General features: G+C 43.7%; 14 protein-coding genes. 1 reads left to right on the top strand and 13 read right to left on the bottom strand.

The features are described 5' to 3' along the window. Positions 1-27: 27 nt before the first annotated feature. The 3 genes from DW159_RS12455 to DW159_RS12445 form a co-directional block, all read right to left on the bottom strand. Complete coding sequence (locus tag DW159_RS12455) at positions 28-2,796, bottom strand: glycoside hydrolase family 3 protein (protein ID WP_117551194.1); 2,769 nt, start codon at positions 2,794-2,796, stop codon at positions 28-30. A 125-nt stretch (positions 2,797-2,921) separates the two neighbouring features. Then, the gene (locus DW159_RS12450; RefSeq protein ID WP_117551192.1) at positions 2,922-3,914 is read right to left on the bottom strand and encodes a Fic family protein; all 993 of its coding nucleotides are present in this window, start codon (positions 3,912-3,914) and stop codon (positions 2,922-2,924) included. Positions 3,915-4,160: 246 nt separating this feature from the next. After that, entirely contained in the window at positions 4,161-7,685 is a 3,525-nt protein-coding gene (locus DW159_RS12445; protein ID WP_117551190.1) for an RICIN domain-containing protein, read from the bottom strand. Between the two features lie 197 nt (positions 7,686-7,882). Here DW159_RS12445 and DW159_RS12440 point away from each other — a divergent pair, with 197 nt between their 5' ends. Beyond that, positions 7,883-8,110, top strand: coding sequence for a helix-turn-helix domain-containing protein (locus DW159_RS12440; protein ID WP_117551189.1), 228 nt, complete (start codon positions 7,883-7,885; stop codon positions 8,108-8,110). Positions 8,111-8,164: 54 nt separating this feature from the next. Here the strand turns inward: DW159_RS12440 and argJ are convergent, their stop codons facing one another. The 10 genes from argJ to glpK all read right to left on the bottom strand — a co-directional run bounded on the left by argJ (position 8,165) and on the right by glpK (position 20,320). Beyond that, positions 8,165-9,409: a bifunctional glutamate N-acetyltransferase/amino-acid acetyltransferase ArgJ gene (gene argJ / locus DW159_RS12435; protein WP_117551187.1), complete on the bottom strand. Its 1,245-nt coding sequence runs from the start codon at positions 9,407-9,409 to the stop codon at positions 8,165-8,167. Positions 9,410-9,719: 310 nt separating this feature from the next. After that, the gene (gene gltX / locus DW159_RS12430; protein ID WP_117551184.1) at positions 9,720-11,396 is read right to left on the bottom strand and encodes a glutamate--tRNA ligase; all 1,677 of its coding nucleotides are present in this window, start codon (positions 11,394-11,396) and stop codon (positions 9,720-9,722) included. 145 nt (positions 11,397-11,541) lie between these two features. Continuing rightward, a complete protein-coding gene (locus DW159_RS12425; protein ID WP_117551181.1) occupies positions 11,542-12,060 on the bottom strand; it encodes a pyridoxamine 5'-phosphate oxidase family protein in 519 nt (172 codons plus the stop codon). 105 nt (positions 12,061-12,165) lie between these two features. Then, entirely contained in the window at positions 12,166-13,050 is an 885-nt protein-coding gene (locus tag DW159_RS12420; protein ID WP_117551179.1) for a diacylglycerol/lipid kinase family protein, read from the bottom strand. Continuing rightward, a complete protein-coding gene (locus DW159_RS12415; protein WP_117551177.1) occupies positions 13,025-13,774 on the bottom strand; it encodes a lysophospholipid acyltransferase family protein in 750 nt (249 codons plus the stop codon). The genes DW159_RS12420 and DW159_RS12415 overlap by 26 nt, the downstream gene beginning before the upstream one ends. After that, complete coding sequence (locus tag DW159_RS12410) at positions 13,771-14,727, bottom strand: Gfo/Idh/MocA family protein (RefSeq protein ID WP_117551175.1); 957 nt, start codon at positions 14,725-14,727, stop codon at positions 13,771-13,773. The genes DW159_RS12415 and DW159_RS12410 overlap by 4 nt, the downstream gene beginning before the upstream one ends. A 297-nt stretch (positions 14,728-15,024) precedes the next feature. Continuing rightward, positions 15,025-15,999 (bottom strand): aldolase catalytic domain-containing protein, encoded by a 975-nt coding sequence (locus tag DW159_RS12405; protein ID WP_015534020.1) that lies wholly within the window; start codon positions 15,997-15,999, stop codon positions 15,025-15,027. 289 nt (positions 16,000-16,288) lie between these two features. Then, positions 16,289-17,707 (bottom strand): glycoside hydrolase family 1 protein, encoded by a 1,419-nt coding sequence (locus DW159_RS12400; protein ID WP_055224569.1) that lies wholly within the window; start codon positions 17,705-17,707, stop codon positions 16,289-16,291. A 99-nt stretch (positions 17,708-17,806) separates the two neighbouring features. Beyond that, positions 17,807-18,772: an ROK family protein gene (locus DW159_RS12395; RefSeq protein WP_117551173.1), complete on the bottom strand. Its 966-nt coding sequence runs from the start codon at positions 18,770-18,772 to the stop codon at positions 17,807-17,809. Between the two features lie 60 nt (positions 18,773-18,832). After that, entirely contained in the window at positions 18,833-20,320 is a 1,488-nt protein-coding gene (glpK, locus tag DW159_RS12390) for a glycerol kinase GlpK (RefSeq protein ID WP_117551172.1), read from the bottom strand. Positions 20,321-20,370: the final 50 nt, after the last annotated feature.

Below are 20,370 nucleotides of genomic sequence, written 5' to 3'. Positions count from 1 at the left end.
CAGTCTATGTCAATATTTATTTTCAGATCAAAATTCTTTTTCAAAACTGAACTTAATATCCTTGAGATCAAGTCCATTCGATTTCACATACAGTCGGAGCACATTGAATCTGCCGTAAAATTTGACCTCTTTCCTGATCACAACATCCTTGCCGTCAGTTCCGTTAAATGTGAAGTTGCTCACAGGGAATCCGTTGAAAAACAGGGTACACGGCAACTGGGCAAGCTTTTCGAGTGTCGAGCTTCCCCTCAGGCTCACCTCATACTCTCCCGGATGTTCAACATCAAGTGCTATGACATAATTCGTGTCGGCGGTGCTGGCATTCTCTGTCAGATCTATAAGTATGTCTCTGTCGACATTGATGTATTCCACATCATCAATTGAAAAATCGTCCGCCTGCTTTGGACGGTTTATTATCTCTACCTCTACAGGCTCTCCCACAAGACGCTTAAATGCATTCGTATTCATGGCAAAGTTACACACATTCTTTGCAATTCTCTGAAGCTCAGCTCTCAATATACGTCCGTCCTGAAGTGCCTCTATGACATTATCTCCGCCCATGTTCTTCGAGCCGTCCGGGCAGCACATATACATGTCATTCTGTGCCTGTATCATAGTCGCAAAGTCATTTGCATCCGGCTCCATACCCCTGCGGTTGATGGATGCCCACCAATCTGTCATGACCACGCCTGTAAATCCCCACTCATTTCTGAGTATCGTGGTATTCAGATCATAACTTCCTGCGGTGTAGAGACCATTTACCAGACCATATGTTGTCATAACAGAGTCGGCATATCCCGACTTGACAGCTATCTCAAATCCCTTCAGGTATATCTCCCTGAGTGCCCTCTGGGAGATGACCGAGTCCGTCGTATGGCGGTGATACTCCTGATTATTTCCGCAGAAATGCTTGATCGTTCCGGACACGCCGCTGGACTTAAGTCCCTCTAACTGTGCAGTTGCAATGGAACCCGTAAGGTATGGATCCTCGGAGAAATACTCAAAGTTTCGTCCATTAAGCGGGTGACGGTGGATATTCATTCCCGGTCCGAGAAGAACCTCAACCTTATTTGCTGTCATCTCAAGTCCGAGAAGTGCATACAGTCTGGTGTTCAATTCTTTGTTAAATGAACATCCGCACAGAGTGCCATTTGGAAGTGAGAATGCCTTCATACCTGAGTCGAGTCTCATTCCCGATGGTCCGTCATCACAGCACACCGACGGAATCTTATGTGCGATCAAATTTGGCGATACCCCGGCAAATGCTGACGCTGTTCCCGCCGTCACAAGAGAACTTCCCATTCCCTCGCCGCGGACAAAGCATGCCAGATCCTCATCATCAAACTGCGCTATGAACTCATCCATGGAAGCCTTGCCTTCCCTTACATCAAGAAGCGTAATTCCCTTGTCACCAGTAACCGGTATCTCCTCCGGCAGTTCCTGCTCTCTCCTGTCATACATATCAACAGTGACTAGAGGTGTCTCCTCATACTCTATAAGCATCCTGCCGTTCTCATCACAGAATGGTTTCATGCGGTCAAACTTCTCATATGGTGCAAGTGCCTCCTGAAGTTTCTGAAGCTCCACTGTCTCAGCGAGCTCAAAGAACAGACACTCTGTTGTATTTCTTATGCTGTTTCCTACATGGATAGTGTAGTCTCCAGCTTCAAGCACATAACAGTTTCTATGGCCTGTCGCCCCTGAATCGTCAAATGATGCCATGCGGTCAAGTGGTATCTCAAACTTCAGCTCATCGCTGAGTCCCGGAACAAGCTCCTTTGTCTTCGCAAAATCAATGAGCACTCTGGATGGCTTGCCAAGCCTGCCCTGTGGCATCTCACCGTACACCTGGACAACCTCCTTGCCAAGTCTCTTTCCTGTATTTGTGACTTTGACACAGATATTCGCCACGCCTTTTTCAAAATCCAGGCTTGCATGCTTTACGCCGATCTTGAAGTCTGTGTATGACAATCCGTATCCAAACGGATATCTGACCTTATCCTTTGCAAATGTCTCAAAGTAACGGTATCCCACATAGATATCCTCAGCGTAGAAGTTTCTCTCTTCGCCGCCGAAATTGTCATACGCAGGATAATCCTTGATATCGTAGGCTATCGTGTCTGTGAGTTTTCCTGAAGGGCTGACATCTCCTACGAGGACATCAGCCACTCCATATCCTCCGACCATTCCACCCTGCCATACATACATACAGGCATCCGGGGAAATCGTGTCAAGAAATGACATATCTATAAGACCGCCGACATTCAAGAGAACGACCATCTTCTGGAAATTCTCTCTGACAAGTCTAAGCATATCAGTCTCTATATCAGTGAGCATAAATGCTCCTTTTTCAAGTGTATTGTCCTTGTCCTCGCCTGCCGTCCTAGCGATTATCACTATGGCCGAATCCGACTCGCCGGCAGCCTCCTGCACGAGCTCCTCTGTAACCGGCATCTCTGCCTGTGACCACGGCTCCTGTCCCCAGCCAAGTCCCAGCTCCACAGGATGTTCCTCATCCCATGCGGCATAAGTCTCTGCCAGTTTCTGATTGACATTTACATCCTTGCACTCATTAAGTGCATCAAGGATTCCCACCACTCTGGCAACATTCACCATGCCGCCTGAACCGGTTCCACTCTTATAATAATGGTTCTGCATACGTCCAAATACAGAAACCGTCTCTCCCTGCTTAAGTGGCAGAGCTTTGTTGTCGTTCTTTAACAGAACCAGTCCCTCTGCAGCCATCTCACGGGCTGTCTTCTCATAGACCTCCCAGTCAAGTACTCTATCTTCCATGTATTTAACCTCCGTTGGGTATTTCAAACTTTTTGTGTGTTTCTTGCAATTTATATTTTACAGTCAGTTTCGTTTATTTGATATGGAAAAGTTGTTTTATTGCATTACCTGATGACATAACTTGTCTACTGCTTTACATATCTCTGATTTCTGCTGTTAGGTTTATCAGGCAATGTCATCTTTATCAGTCCAAGCTCCATCGCCGGATTTATATAATTTTTTCTAAGGGTCTCTTTGGACTTAAGCCCCAACGCCTCCATTATGAAATTTGACGTATACGGCACATCATATTCCATGACCGCCAGCATCCGCTTCACATACTCTGAAACCTCAGAATTTGATCTGTTTACCTGCAATACAACTTCATCCAGAATCTGATTTATCATATCGAGCATGAATTCTATAAATATGTCCGAGTTACCTTTTGTATGGCATACCGCTATCGCATCATAATATTCATTCTGAAACCGTTCAATCTGGCTCTCCAGTGGTATATATTCAAATACGCTTCTCCACCTATACAGAAGAACCGTATGCCACAATCTTGCCATTCTTCCATTTCCATCTGCAAATGGATGAATAAACACAAACTCATAATGAAATATTGCAGATAAGATAAGTGGGGGAATAACTCCCTCATTTTCTTTAACCCACTGCATAAGATCCCGCATAAGTTCATTTATCATATGTGGTGGAGGAGCTACAAATATACACTCGCTGCCTGAAAAAACTCCCTCATTGCCTTTTCTGAATACACCGGACTCGTGGACGGTCCTGTACGTCAATATTCCATGAATCCTTTTCAGGTCTGATATACTTGTAGGGTCTATTTCAGGGATCTCCTCATATGCTGCGTAAGCATTTTTCACTTCCTGTATTTCTGTTTGATCTCCAAGAACAAGATGTCCATTTATTACATCTCTGACATCACTTAATGACAGTGAATTTGCCTCTATCTTTAGCGAAGAATGAATTGATCTTATTCTGTTGTTTCTACGCAAATGTGGTTTTGACTCCAGCTCTTTATGACTGGTAATACTTCCAACTTTTTCAGATATCTCTGAAACAAGTTCAAGCATTTTATTCGATATCGTATATGGTGGTACATAACCGCTCATCAGTTCACCTCCATCTTGCTTATTATCTTGCTTACTATCTTACCAATTTATTGTGGAATTTTCAATGAGATTTATATACACATACCACCGGATTCCTTCGCAGAAATTTGCAGATTCAACACATGTGACGCCAAGAACCAACAAATAAAAAAACTACTCTACAAAACATTGCTTTGCAGAGTAGTTTTTCTACAGTCTGAGACTAAATTTTCTAGACTTTCCCCTATTTTTTATATGGCATAAAATTTATTTAACTTTTATCTTCTTTATACCACTATAACTTCCATATATTTTCTGTGATCCTACAATCTTATAACTTCTCACCCTTACATAACAGATTTTTCCAGTCCGTTTCTTAGTTAATGTCACACTATACTTAGAGTTTTTCTTTATTGTATATGTATTTACAGACTTCTTAAATTTACTATCAAGAGCTGTTTGCATCTCATAACCACTTGCCTTTGTATCTTTAACATACTTAACATATATGCTTGATTTTTTCTGTGATTTGATTCCCTTAATTACCTGTATTTTAGGTTTTACAACCACTGTTATCTTCTTTGTTGCGGCTTTATATGTGGTTGTCTCTGCTGCATAAATGAAAACAGTAACCTTACCTGTATTTTTAACAATCATTTTTCCAGTCTTATCAATCGAAACTATATTATTGTTGGAAGACTTGTATGATATTTTTCCATTTCCATTTGTCTTTGCCTTTATGGTACCAGGCTTTCCGCCATATACCAAAGTATAATTTGCAGCAGTAGTTGTTATTGTCTGTGTCTTTTTAACTACAGGCTTTTTGGTTATCTCAAAAACACATGTTGCTGTACCTGCATAATAATCCTCTGTCTCTGCAACATATGCCTTAATTATATACTTTCCTTCATTAGATGGTACAGTATTTGAATACTTGTTACTTCCTACTTTAGAATATGTATATGTAACTTTACCCTTTCCATCATTTCCTGTAAGAACTGGAGAAGATGGGCGATCACCAACATGCCAGCCCGCCATCATCAAAACAAGATTATTGAGTGACTTTTTCGTTACAGGCTGTGAACTACTATATTTATCTGTAATTGTAAACTTACAGGTTGCAACTCCACCATAATATTCATTCGTCTCTGCAACAACAACCTTTGCTATATATGTTCCCGCCTTTGTTGGCATTGTATTTGTAAACTCTGTACTTCCAACTGCTGCATAGCTGTATGTTGCTGCGCCATTACCTAAATTGCCTAATAAAATAGGTGTTGGCGCTCCTTCACTTATATCCCAACCATCAAGTATTAACACTAAATTATCTAATGTTTTTTTAACTATTGGTGTCGGCTTATATTTATCTGTAATTGAGAACTTACATGTTGCCACCCCACCATAATATTCATCAGTCTCTGCAACAACAGCTTTTATTATATATGTTCCCGCCTTTGTTGGTATAGCACTTGTGTACTCTGTACTTCCAACTGCCGCATAGCTATATATTACTGCGCCATTGCCCAAATTGCCTGTCAAAATTGGTGTTGATGCATTTTCGCTTATATCCCAATCGTCAAGTATTAATACTAAGTTATCCAATGATTTTTTGACTACCGGAGCTGGCTTACTATTGTTATCCGTTATTGTGAACGTACATGTTACCACTCTAGCGCAATATCTATCAGTCTCTGCTACCTCTGCCTTTACAGTATATGTTCCTGCTTTTGTCGGAAATTCTGCTGTGAAAACATCGCTTCCCTCTGGTGCATATGTATATGTTACCGCACCATTACCATCATTTCCAAGTAATACTGGCTGTGATGCCGTTCCGCTCAAATCCCAATCAGACATTTTAACTGCAAGATTACTTAATATTCTTTTTGTCGCAATGGTCAAGATATTACTTCTACATCCAGTATAAATTTCGTTCTTATTTTCATATGTACATATACCATATGCTTCTACCAAATAAGTATATGTAGTATTCTGTTTTAAACCAGATATAACACAAGAGGTTGTTGAACCATTTGCTATATCCTTCACCTTTGAATATGTATCATCATTCTGATTATACAAATAAATATTATATCCATCTGCTCCTCTTACTGAATCCCATGATATGTTTACACTATCAGCAGAATACTTTACAAGTGATGCATTTGTAGAATCAAGATACAAGCCATGACATTCGGCACCTGATGCACCTAAACAATAATCATTTGCTGCATTAACCCTGTACTCATATGTTATTCCTGATATACAATTTTTATCTTCGTATGTATCTATGTCTTCTCCTGAAACAACTGCTATTCTAGAATAGTCACTGTCCGTTGCCTTCTTACGATACACTTCGTATTTTGTTGCACCTGACACGGTATCCCATGATAACCGGAAACCGCCCTGTATTGTTGTCAGACCGAGAGCATTACAAGTATCAAGGCTTGTTGCCACCTTCTTTATTGTGAATTTCTGAGCTGAACTCTCATTTTTTTCATACAACCACACATTTGTACCATCTGCCGAGCCATTACTATCTATATCAAGTACCGCATCTCCACATGATGCGTTTATAAAATAAGCACCTTCTGCTCCTCTCACAAACCACTTTTGCGCAGTCGTATTATTTCTTGTATATACTCCTACATTCGTTTCATTTTCCTGTCCCCAATTAGTATCATCAAGAGCTTTATCAGAAGCATTGTTTATTATTTCATATGATCCGCTTTCTCTCTTTCTAAAATGCCAAAGCTGATTTTTCTGTCCCGAGGCGGTTCTTATTGTCACATTGTCATCGCTATCGGCTGTCAAATACTTACCATTTCCTGTATTGATTATATTTGCGTAAAAGTCATCTCCTAAGTTAACTATCGAACTATCATATCCATATGTACTTACTGTCTTCACTGCTTCCTTCTGACGATGCTCTTTATCATTATAAGGTATTGCATATATATCAATTCTATAATGTCCTTCTTCCGGAATTGTAAATTGATAACTATTTGCATTTACATCTCCGTTTGAACCTGTTGCTCCACCGAAGCACTCTTCCCCAGTATCAGTATTGGTGATGATTAACCAATAATGTAAGAAATCACTCTGACTGCTCGTTTTATTCCACGTAATATTTATTTTATCTCCAACTATGTAACACTCTCTGTTTGTTGTAATCGTTGGAGTTGTCATTTCTCCTGAAGCCCCACTCAAAGCACTTATGTGTAATACTCTTGCACCAACATCACACCCATTACTCCATGTGTGTGGATCACACCATTTTCCAAACGCTCTAGGAGTATTATTTCTAGCTCCGTTATGTGCGTAATAGGTTGCATAACCACTACTATTATATCCTCCACAAATCATTATATGTGGTCTGTATGTATGCGTATTACACCACTCTATTACAATATCTCCAGCCGCAAGAATATCTCCATCCAGACTTTTTGTCGCCTGTCCAGATGAATCAAGCTTTAAAATCTGTCCTTGTACTCCAGTTGCATTTGATACTGCATTATAACAATTTGTCGTTATTGTCTCAGTATTTATTGATATACCACCAGCCTGTACACACCGAGAAACAAATTCAGCGCATAATCCTACACCATCATTCCAATGACTTGCTGCATATTGTAACGCTGCTTCAGCGTTATATCCAGCAGCCTCTACTTTATCAGCTTTCTTTCCTGGCATAAATGGTACTAACGTAACAATCATCACGGCTGCCATTATCATGCTAATCCATCTTTTTTTCCGTAGCGAAATACCTTTATTCCACTTTTCATTCATACTCATAAATTTTCCTCCTCTTCCTACAAACTACTCAAGAAAAACACAATCTTCATTATTTGCCAAGTGCATCCCTCCATTTTTCTTTTGCTAATATCCTATTGCTTTTCATTTTAACGGAATGCCCGTTAAAAGTCAATTTCAATGAACATTTGTAATATATTTTATAAAAGTATATTTTTTCAGTGACTCAGGAGTACCTAATGCATTATTATGAAATAATCAAATCTCTTCGCGAAGACAATGACCTTAACCAGACTCAGGTTGCAAATATAATACATGTTGCACAGACAACATATTCTGACTACGAGAAAGGCAAAGTTCGCATGCCGATTGAATGTCTTATCGAACTTGCCAGGTATTACAATGTTGATATGAATTACATAACTGGTGTTTCCGGCTGCAAACAGCCATTTCCCATAAAAAAATAAGACACTGACCAACATCATTTTGATCAGTGTCTTATTTTTATTTACGAGTAAAACCTATGAACGATAATCCCCATTGATCTTCACGTAATCATATGTCAGGTCACAGCCCCATGCCTTGGCTGTCACGTCACCGATTCCGAGATCTATGTTGATGTGGATTTCATCTGAGCTCAATACCTTGGCTGCCTTCTCCTCTGAGAATGGTACGCCTGCGCCGTTGCGGCATACTGGAACTACGCCAAATTCTGACTCAAGGTCAACTGCAACCTTATCTATATCAAAGTCTGCCTCCGCATATCCGATGGCACAGAGGATACGTCCCCAGTTGGCATCCTCGCCGAACATAGCACACTTTGTAAGTGGGGAACGGATAACGCTCTTTGCCACGATGATGGCTGTGTCAAGATCAGGTGCTCCTGCAACTGTACACTCGATCATCTTGGTTGCGCCCTCGCCGTCTGATGCAAGCATCATGGTCATGCACTCCATAACTATATAGAGGGCCTTCTTGAACTTCTCATAAGCTTCGTTCTCCGTGTCGATGAGCTTGTTGCCAGCAAGGCCATTTGCCATGACTGTCAGGGTGTCATTTGTGGACTGGTCTCCATCTACTGAGAGACAGTTGTAAGTAACCTTTACGATCTCTGAGAGCGCCTTCTGGATAAGCTCTGATGTAATGGCTATGTCTGATGTGATGAAGTTAAGCGTTGTAGCCATGTTTGGATGGATCATTCCGCTTCCCTTTGCCATACCGCCTAAAGTACATGTCACACCGTCTATATCAAACTGAACAGCAACCTGCTTATCCACTGTATCTGTCGTCATGATAGCATTTGCCGCCTTGTCGTTGCCGTCTGCCGAGAGACCGTCTGCAAGTTCTTTCATATGCTCCTCAAATGGCTCGATAGGGATGATCTGTCCGATGACGCCTGTTGAAGCATTGATGACAAGGTTCACATCTATACCCAGGGCATCCGCTGCAAGCTGGGATATCTTCTCAGCCTTCTCTATTCCATCTGCGTTGCATGTGTTGGCATTCTTGGAGTTCACAATGACTGCCTGTGCCTTGTTGCCAGATTTCTTCAGGTGTTCCTTGGTAACTGTGACCGGTGCGCCCTTCACTTTGTTCTGTGTATACACGCCTGCTGCCACACATGGCACCTCTGAAAATACCATTCCAAGATCATTCTTGTTCTTGTCAGGGTTCAGTCCACAGTTAAGTCCATTTGCCGTGAAACCCTTGGCCGCGCACACGCCACCGTCTACATATGTGTAACCGTCATAAATCTTTTTATTCATGATTGTCCAATCCTTTCCATATATCTATCTCATCTGTACAATCTATATCATATTTCAATACGCACCCAAGACATAACCCGCATCTCATAATGTATATTTCTTTGAATCGTTTTGCTATTACCTGATGCCGGACATACGAAGGCGCCGGTACTCAGCGAAGAATCGATAACATCAATCCAGCCACTCAGTAGCTTTTTGAGCGCTAGTACCGCTGCAGCCTGAGTCGAGCGAAAGCGTTCCGGCACAGGTATTCAAACACGATTCAAAGGGAAAACAATATTCACATGCGGGTTATGCCTGGTGTTCCGTCCTACTTATTCACCCACGCAAGGAACTTGTCCAGTCTGCCCATGGTCTTGTCTTTTCCTATCACGTTCATGATCGTGAACAGGTCAGGTGAGTTCTGCTTGCCTGTTATGGCAACTCTTACTATGGTACATACATCTGTGATGCTGCCCTTGTATCCGTCAGGATTCTGCTTGTACTCCTTGACATTTGGACAGTAGCCGATCTTCTCGCCCATGACCTTCATGCTTGAGAACCAGTCCTCTGAGTCAAGGAAGAGATCATTCTTGTACTCCTCGATGACCTCTGTGATCATCTCCGGTGTGTACTTCTCGTCTATCTCATACTGGAGATCCAGCTCATCTTCTGGTGTGTACAGATAGCCGAACATAGCGCGCAGATCTGACCATTTGCCGACATCCTTGCGGACCTTCTTGCCTGACATCTTCCACAGATTGATGGTCTTCATGAAGCCGTCCTTATCCTGTGTGCCAAATGTGTATATGTTCTCGTCATGCTCCTTTGCCCACTCCATGATGAGGTCGTAACACTCCTCGGCTGTGAGCTTTGAGATCATCTCCTTGCTGACATCATTGAGCTTCACCATGTCAAAAAGTGCGCCGCTGACAGGCATCTTCTTGAGTGATAATGTAAAGTCGTCTATTGTCTTGTCTGCATGTGCTGCATGCCACTCTTCGTAGTTGGAGTTTGCTATTGTCATAAGGTACTCAAGCACGCTGACTGATGGGAATCCCTGCTCTGCATAGAAGCCAACCGCAGCCTCCGGGTCCTTTCTCTTGCTGAGCTTTCTCTTTCTCTGGTGCTCGCCCTCCTCGTCCACTGTAACCTCAAGCTTCATGATAGGTGCGATGTGCGCATACTTTGGAAGCGCAAATCCACACAGATCAAAGAGCTGCTTGTGAAGTGGATATGATGCAAGCCACTCGTCACCTCTGATGACAAGATTTGTCCTCATGAAATGATCGTCAACTGCATGTGCAAAATGGTATGTAGGTATTCCGTCTGACTTCAGAAGTACCACATCCATGATATTCTCAGGCATCTCGATCTTGCCCCTGATAGGATCGCTGTAGATAACAGTCTTTCCTGCCTCGCCCGGACTCTTGAGTCTAACAACATATGGCTCGCCCGCTGCAAGCTTCTCCTCTATCTGCTCGTATGTCAGATTTCTTCCTACTGCATACTCGCCGTAATATCCTATGTCAACCTTTGCAGCCTCCTGCTTTGCCCTGATCTCATCAAGCTCCTCGGCTGTTGTGAAGTCAGGATATGCATATCCCTCCTGCATAAGCTTCTTGACACAGGTCTGATATATCTCTTTTCTCTCGCTCTGCTTATATGGGCCATATATAGTCTCGCCACCCTCAAATGGTCCCTCGTCAAATCCAAGGTCAAACTTCTTCAGCGAATTGATGATCTCATTTACACCATCCTCAAGCTCTCTCTTTCTGTCAGTGTCCTCTATTCTGAGGTAGAACACGCCACCACTCTGCTTTGCAAGCTTTCTTGAGATCATGGCTGCATACAGTCCACCGATGTGCATGTATCCTGTAGGGCTTGGCGCAAATCTTGTTACCCTTGCCCCCTCTGGAAGCTCTCTCTCCGGAAATCTCTTCTCAAGGTCATCCACTGTATCTGTTATATCTGCAAATATCAAATCCGCTAATTTGTTGTAATCCATCTCCTGTTTTCACCTTTCTGCTATATCACTTATCATCAAGAGTCTGCTTGATGATCGCTTCATTATATCCTGTCTGATTATAATTTGTATTATGTTTTACGTCAATTCCTTAAACCACAATGGCAATTGCATAGATTCCATATACTTATCGCCTTGACTTACACGTAAAATTTTCCACAACTATCTCATACACATTTACCGTTGCCAGCATCTGGTCTGAGTAGTTATACTTCTTCTTTTCTACCTTGTCAAACGATCTCATATTCTCGGTATTTCTCGCAAGCTGATGATTCATAAGGCAGTTGAGTGCCTCGCACTTTTCCTCAGGATCTGTCAGCTTTCTGGCTGTGCCATTTCCCATGATACTGCTGTAGAGATAACCAAAGCTGCAGGCATTTGGTCCCTCAACCAGATAGTGATCTGTATCCATCTCTATGGCCACCTTCGGATCCGCTGCCAGAGCATCCACCTTCCTGCCCTCACCGGCAGAGTGGAAATAAAGCTTCAGAACATCCTCCTCGTAGGTATAACCGAAATTCAGCGGAACTATGTACATTCCCTCTTCATCGTGAACCGCCATCCGGAACACCTTACACGAATCAAGTACATCCACTATCTCTTCACGATCTGTTATCATCCTGTCACTTCTCCGCATCTCCCGCATACAATACCTCCTTTTTCAGCGTACAATCTATTAAAATAGTATAAATGACGTCAGCATATTTGCAAGTTTTTTGAACTTTATATTATTCGGATTTTCAAAACTTTTTTATTTCTGATCCAGGCTCCACGCTTTAACTTTATATGATGTAACTCCAAGTATCGTCTCGCCGTCTATCTGAAGTGGTGTCGGACGATCAAATTCAACCTCAACCTCTTTTGCGTTGAATATATCAACATACTTTTCGTACTTGACATGCTCTCCCTTGAATATAGAAGGAAAGATCATAAGGGTTCCAAGCTTGCCCTTGCCGCGGAACACCATAACCGAAACTGTATGCTCCGGATTCAGTCTGTCCTGCCCGGGGGTAGCCATCATTCCGCCGCCATAATATCTGCCATTCATGGTTGGCACGAGCCAGGCATTTTTATATTCATGACGGACTCCATCCACTTTCACCACAGCATTTCTCGGTTTGAATGCGTAGAGCAGGCCTTTGATAGCTATAGCCGTATAGTTCACAGGCTTGTTCTTATGAGTTTTCTCATTCTTTGTCCTCTGGCGGTCGCCCTCCTCACAGCAGTAACCGTCTATTCCGAATCCAACATTGTTGATGAACAGCCACTTTTTGCCGTTGATCGTCACCTCCGGGAGATGCTGTATGTACTGATTTATCTGGTAATCCGGAGTGTCATGACTGTTATGTCCTATGTCCTTTGCAAAGTCATTGCCGCTTCCGGAGGCATAATAGTAGATGGTATTCTTCACATCCATGTCCTTTATGTCATTCACAAATATGTTCAGCGTTCCGTCACCGCCGCACAGGATAACCTCGTCATCCTCTGCAAGCGATCCCATGAACTCCGCATATGAAGCGATCTCTGTCATCTTCTTGAGTATCGCATCAGGATATGTATCTGCAAGTGCCTGCACGTCATACATACATTTGCCGTTGCCCGCCAGTGAATTATATAAAATGTACTTCCTTCCCATAGTTTTTACCCTTTTCATCTTTCTCAAGAACAAGTCTCACCCTGTCGCTGATCTCATTCTTCTTCATTGCTTTTACCTCATCGGCAGGTATCACATCCACCGCATCTATATAGACGTCAGATCTGCGCCTCAGCACATTCCTGTAGATGTTCTCCGTTCCATGTATCGCCATGACGACTATCGGCGCATGCGCTTTCTGGGCTATTCTGAAAACACCCGTGTGAAATGGCAGAAGTCCGCCCTGTCTGTTTCTCGTTCCCTCCGGGTATACTCCAACTGCCATATCTCCCTTCTGGAGAATCTCGGTAGCCGTCTTGATCGTAGACAATGCCTTACCCGGATCTGATCTGTCTATCGGCATAAAGCAGCATCTTCTGATGATCCTGCCGAATATCGGTATCTTAAAATTCTCCGGCTTGGATATAAATGCCACATCCCACTTCTTAAATACCTGCCATTCTATCAGCGGATCATAATTTGACAGATGATTTCCCACAAAGAGTGGTTTGACATCCACTGGAATCTTCTCCATGCCAGTCACATGCATTTTCACTCTTAGAAACCACATGGCAAATCCGGTGGCACCATACAGCAGATGCCTGTAGAACCTGCTGTCCTCCATATACTGCCTGTCAGTTCTCACGAACAGACTGCACACGAAGAGAAAAAGTATGTACATCAGAAATATGGCTATGATTCCGCCAAGTATATATATAATTATCACTTTTTATTCCACCCTTTTCTAATATCATCCATAAGCTTCATCATATATATAGACTCTGACAAAGGCATCGATTTACTCTGGAACTGTCCCTGTCTGATCATATCAAGGCTTTCCATGATCTCATACTCATAACCACTTATCTGTTCCGGCACATCCACGTGTCTGATAAGCCTGTCCTCGCAGTCAAATACATCTATCCACTGTGGATTATTTATATTCTGGACTATCATGTATCCCTTCTCACCGTAAAAGATGCCTTTTCTGTCTGATCTTCCGTACATGCTGTGGGTTGTCACTGCCATCCTGCCGTCTCTGTATTTGACGGTTATACTCTCCTGTCCGTCTACTCCAGTCTCGTGCATCATAACAGAGGACTCAATATCCGAGATATCCTTTCCCATATGCATGACAATGAAGTTCAATCCGTAAACTCCCACATCCAGAAGTGCTCCGCCTGCCAACTCCGGGTTGGTAAGCCGCTCTATATTTGATATCGGGTAGGACAGATTACATGTCATAGTCCTGACATCACCTATTACGCCAAATTCCAGAATTTCATTTATCATCTGTCTGGACGGCATATACCGCGTCCATATTGCCTCTGCCACGTACACATTCTTCTTTGCTGCCAGACCTGCGATCTCCTCAGCCTGTGCAGCATTGTAGGTAAATGCCTTCTCGCATAGCACATTTCTTCCATGTTCTATGCAGAGCTTCATTTGCTCATAGTGATGCGAATGCGGCGTTGCAATGTATACCAGATCTATCGCATCGTCACTGACCAGTTCCTCATAACTTCCGTAAGCTTTATCTATTGCAAACTCGTTGGCAAATGCATTTGCCTTTTCCCAGCTTCTCGAACCTACAGCATACAGCTTCACATCAGTCATCCTGTTTATCGTGTCCGCCATAATGCCGGCAATCTTGCCTGCGCCTAATATTCCTATGTTCATATGCTGTCATCCTCCTGTTTTTTCTATCTGTTTTCCAGCGCTGACACTGCATATATATCTTCAAAAGTACATCTCTTTTTGTTTTCGACATATTTTGACACTACATATCAGATTATAACACACAGACGGGAAAATAGAAGAAAAACTCCTGATGCCAGCGATAACTGACACCAGGAGTCCTCCCCTTTATCTTGAGCACCATAATAAGCACCCAACCCACTATATATGTTGTTCTATGCATCTCTATCGGCTACACATATTCTACAGTGTAAAATATGTTGTTCCACAATCCGCATGTTACTCTCTGTACATAAGGTAGCTGTACATATCTGCATAATCATGTCTCTCATTCTTGATGAAATCGATGGCTTCCCTTGGATGCTGATTCAGCATTCCGGTCAGCATGTATGGCACATCATAGCCCCATACTGCATCTCCCTTTGCCTTGAGCGGAACCATGTACTGCTCTATGAACTTCAAGATGTGGTACAGGTTGTACTTTGGATTTCTGAGGAATCCAAGAAGAAGCTCAAGCGCACAATTTCCTGCGCCCCTGCCCATACAGCTTACAGTTCCATCGAGCATGCTCGCACCGCTCCTCATTGCCTCAACAGTGTTGGCATAGGCAAGCTTTAAGTTGTCGTGTGCATGTATTCCTATCTTCTTGCCATACTTCTCTCCAACTGCGACATATTTCTCCGCGAGTTTCTTGATCTGCTCAGGGTACAGTGAGCCGTAGCTGTCAACAATGTATATTCCATCTACATTGCTCTTACCAAGCAGCTCAAGGGCAAGATCGATATCCGACTCCTGATCCTTTGAAACTGCCATGATATTGCATGTGGTCTCGTATCCCTTTGCATGTGCATCCTCAATCATCTCGATGGCTGCAGGCATGGTGTTGATGTATGTCGCCACCCTCACCAGATCGATAACACTGTCGGCTCTGTCGATGATATCCTTCTTGTAGTCGCATCTTCCGACATCAGCCATAACTGAAATTTTCAGATCTGTATTGTTCTCTCCAACGATGGCTCTTATATCCTCCTCGTTGCAGAACTTCCATTTGCCGAATTTGTTCACATCAAACATTTCCTTGGAGGCCTTATAGCCGAATTCCATATAATCAACCCCCGCCTTGATGTTCGCTTCATAGAGGGCTCTTATAAACTCGTCAGTAAAATAGAAATCGTTGACAAGTCCTCCATCTCTTATTGTTGCGTCAAGTACCTGAATGTCAGGTCTGTAGGTGATCAGATCTCCGCCTATCATAATAGTGTCCTCCTTCTTCTTTTTTACATCAACCTTTCAATGGGATTTTTGATAACGGCCGATGTTTTCTCAATTTAAACTTGCGTCACTTTAACGCGTTGGTGTATGTTGGTGACTTTGTTCAGTATAGCACATAAAAAAATTAATGCAAGGACTTTATTCAAAAAATACAATGAAAATCAAGATCCCAAAATAATTTTCTCGCAAAAAATTATAAAACAGCCTAAAAGATACAATTTTCTGGAACTTTGTATCTTTTAGGCCTAAATTGTTGATTTCTGGATAATTTTTAGCTCAGATCCTCGCCGTTAGTCTCGATGACCTTCTTGTACCAGTAGAAGGAATCCTTTCTGTATCTCGCAAGATCCTTCATGTCAAACTCATCTCTGTTGACATATATAAAGCCGTATCTCTTGGTGATTCCCTCGTGGGTGGACACGAGATCAATTGCTGACCAAGGACAGTAACCCATCATCTCTGCGCCCTCGTCTGCTGCCAGCTTAATCTGCTCTATATGCTTTCTTAAGTACTCTATACGATAGTCGTCGTGTACCTTGCCGTCCTCTGTAAGCTTGTCATATGCGCCAAGACCATTTTCTGTCACAATCATAGGAAGGTGATATCTGCTGTACATCTCTCTTATAGTTGCCCTGAAGCCGTCAGGGTCTATCTCCCAGCCAAACTCTGTGCGGAGAAGATTTGGATTTGGATACGCCTTGTATACCCCCGGCTCAATACCGGCTGATTGCTGATCCTTTTTTTCTGAGTCCGTCACAGCAACCGGGCTGTCATCCCACTCAACCGTTGCAGTGTTATAATAATTGAAACCTATAAAATCAGGCTTTGCCTGCGCCATGATATCCATATCTCCAGCCTCAATAACAGGGATAGCGTCATGCTCTTCAAGGAACTTCCACACCAGGTCGTTGTATCTTCCATACACTGCCATATCAAGGTAAAGCCAGTTTCTTATCGCGTTGAAGTTCTGTGCTGCCAGGACATCCTTCGGCTTACATGTGGCAGGATATACCAGAGAGATGTTCGGGGCAGGACCAATCTTTGCTCCAGGGCACATCTCGTGGAGAAGTTTCATGGCCTTTGCCTGAGCAAGGAGCATGTGGTGATTCTCCTGGTAAAGCTTCTTGTATTTATTTGTCACGCCCTCCATGTTGCAGGTTCCGATCACGTCACCCACAAGTGTGAGCATGTTCTGCTCATTGATAGTCAGCCAGTACTTTACTCTGTCGCCATAATTTGTGTAGAGAAGCTTTGCAAATTCAACAAACTCGTCAACACTCTCTCTTCTCGACCAGCCACCTTTTTTCTCAAGAGCCGCAGGAAGATCAAAATGGAACATTGTGACAAGCGGCTCGATTCCGTACTTGAGGCACTCATTTATCACATTGTTGTAGAAGTCAATTCCCTCCTGGTTGACTCTGCCGGTTCCCTCTGGGAGGACTCTGCTCCACGCGATGGAGAATCTGAATGTCTTGAATCCCATCTCAGCCATGAGGGCTATGTCCTCTGCATATCTGTGGTAAAAATCAGCGCACACGTCCAGCTCACTTGTTCCCGCTGGAACTGTCTTGATATCCTGCACACTTGGACCCTTGCCGTGTGACAGATTGGCACCCTCAACCTGATATGCGCTTGTCGATGCTCCCCAGAGAAAATTCTCCGGGAGTCCATGTTTCTTTGTGATTATCATAATTTTCCCTCCATGGATTTACATTTTCAATAGTATTTATAAAAGAGATGAACCATCTGTTCCAGTTCATCTCCATCTTACGTTTGTTTTATTGCGATTTTATTTCACGCCCTCATACTTCTGCTTATAATTGTACAACGCGCCAAGAAGATTCGAATCATTGCGGAACTTGCATGTGTCGATAACCATGCCATCGTAGGTCTTTGTAATCTTTCTTATCTTGTCCACATACTTCTTAACCCCCGGAACAAAGTTCGGATTGGCACTCATTCCACCTCCGATAAGTATGACATCCGGATCTATCGTCATGTACAGGTTACAGCAGAGCTTTGCTATGGAGAAGTATGAGTCCTCAACCATATCTATGATCTCCTGATTGCCCTCATCTATCCATTGATATACCATCTCACCGGTCACCTCTTCTGGCTTCATATGCATTATCTTGGATGCCTTGTATGTAATGGAGCTTGCAGTACATGTTGAGGTTACCATGAACGGGTTATATTCAAATGTCTCCTCAACAGTCAGCTCTTCACAGCATCTGACATTATCAGCTTCTTCCCTTGTCATGTTCATGAGGGCATATGACAATTCACCTGCCAGAAGTTTCTTGCCTCTGTGGATCTTTCTGTCAATGATTATTCCACCGCCGATTCCTGTACCCACGACAACGACTGCTGCATTTGTAGCCGTGCTGGCATTGCCCAGCCACAACTCTGCGAGGGCCGCACATTTGCCATCGTTCTCAAGGGCTACAGACACACCGCCGCATGCCTCTGATATGAGATCACCAAGATGTGCACCATCAAGATACTTGATCCCGCCACCGCCGTACACTATGCCGCGCTCGACATCTATCTGTCCAGGAAGCCCCATGGCAATTCCTGTTATGTCACAGTCCAGTACCTTCTCGTCATACACCTTCTTGATCTGCGCCACAAATGCCGGAGTTCCAGCCTCGGCATATCTGTCGGTTGGAGTCTTACCCTTTCCCGATATATTGCCCTCATCGTCCATTAACGCATACTTTATAAATGTTGCCCCTACATCAAATACTAAATACATAAGTCCCTCCTACTTTTCTCATTACCCATTGTTTTTTTCTTTCTATATATATTTTTATATTCACCTTGTCACTCTCGTTCTCTCCACAGCATCCTTCCAGCCTGCAAGGAGCTTCTCCCTCTTATCCTCAGTTATCCCCGGCTTAAATCTTCTGTCGGCCTTCCAGTAGCCCTTGATCTCATCCAGACTGTCATAGTAGCCAACCGCAAGTCCAGCCAGATATGCAGCTCCCAGAGCTGTTGTCTCCGTGATCACAGGCCGCACTATCTCGGCATTCTCTATATCTGCCTGGAACTGCATCAGGAAGTTGTTGGCACTTGCACCACCGTCCACTCGAAGGCTTGTGATTGAAAGTCCTGCATCCATCTCCATAGCCGCAAGAACATCCGATGTCTCATATGCCAGTGATTCAACTGTCGCCCTGACAAAGTGCGCCTTATTTGTTCCCCTTGTGAGGCCGAACACTGCCCCTCTGGCGTACGCATCCCAGTAAGGAGCGCCAAGGCCAGTAAACGCAGGTACCACATATACACCATTACTGTCCGGCACCGACAGAGCAATGCGCTCAGTATCCGCCGCACTGTCTATGAGCTTCATCTCATCCCTGAGCCACTTGATGGCTGCTCCAGCCACAAACACACTTCCCTCAAGCGCATAGCTGACTTTTCCGTCAAGTCCTATGGCTATGGTGGTGAGAAGTCCCTGCTGCGAGTCAACTGCCTTATCCCCCGTATTCATGAGGAGGAAACAACCTGTTCCGTAGGTGTTCTTCACATCACCGGCCTCAAAGCAACACTGTCCGAACAGCGCGGCCTGCTGATCTCCGGCAACTCCCGCTATAGGCACCTCACCGCCAAATATCTCTCTGTCCGTGTATCCGTATATCTCACTGGAATTTCTCACTGCCGGAAGCATGCTCTCCGGGATGTTGAACTTTGCAAGCAATTCCCTGTCCCACTCCAGTGTATGAATGTTGAATAGCATGGTACGCGATGCGTTCGTGTAGTCCGTTGCATGGACTCTTCCGCCTGTGAGCTTGTATATAAGCCATGTGTCAACAGTTCCGAACATCAGCTCCCCTGCCTCTGCGCGTTCCCTGGCTCCAGGCACATTATCAAGTATCCACTCTATCTTCGTTGCAGAGAAATACGGATCTACTATCAGTCCCGTTTTCTCTCTTATCACCTTGTCATATCCTTCAGCCTTAAGCTGCTCTATCCTGTCCGCAGTTCTCCTGCACTGCCACACTATGGCATGATACACCGGATTGCCGGTCTTTCGATCCCACACTATGGTTGTCTCTCTCTGGTTGGTGATTCCTATGGCGGCTATGTCCTCGGTGCGGATTCCCATGGTCTCCCTCGCCTCCATCATCACCGACATCTGGGTTGCCCATATCTCCATAGGGTCATGCTCCACCCATCCGTTATTCGGGAAATGCTGGGTGAACTCCTTCTGTTTCACTGAGCATATCCTGCCTTCCTTATCAAATATTATCGCCCTTGAGCTGGTCGTTCCCTGATCCAGCGCCATTATATAATCTGCCAAATTGCCCTCCTATTAACACGGACGCTCGGTTCTAGTGTTTTGCAACCAAA

The sequence above is a fragment of the Coprococcus sp. AM14-16 genome, assembly GCF_003434675.1.
Lineage (GTDB): Bacteria > Bacillota > Clostridia > Lachnospirales > Lachnospiraceae > Coprococcus > Coprococcus aceti.
This window is presented reverse-complemented; position numbering and strand designations above follow the sequence as displayed.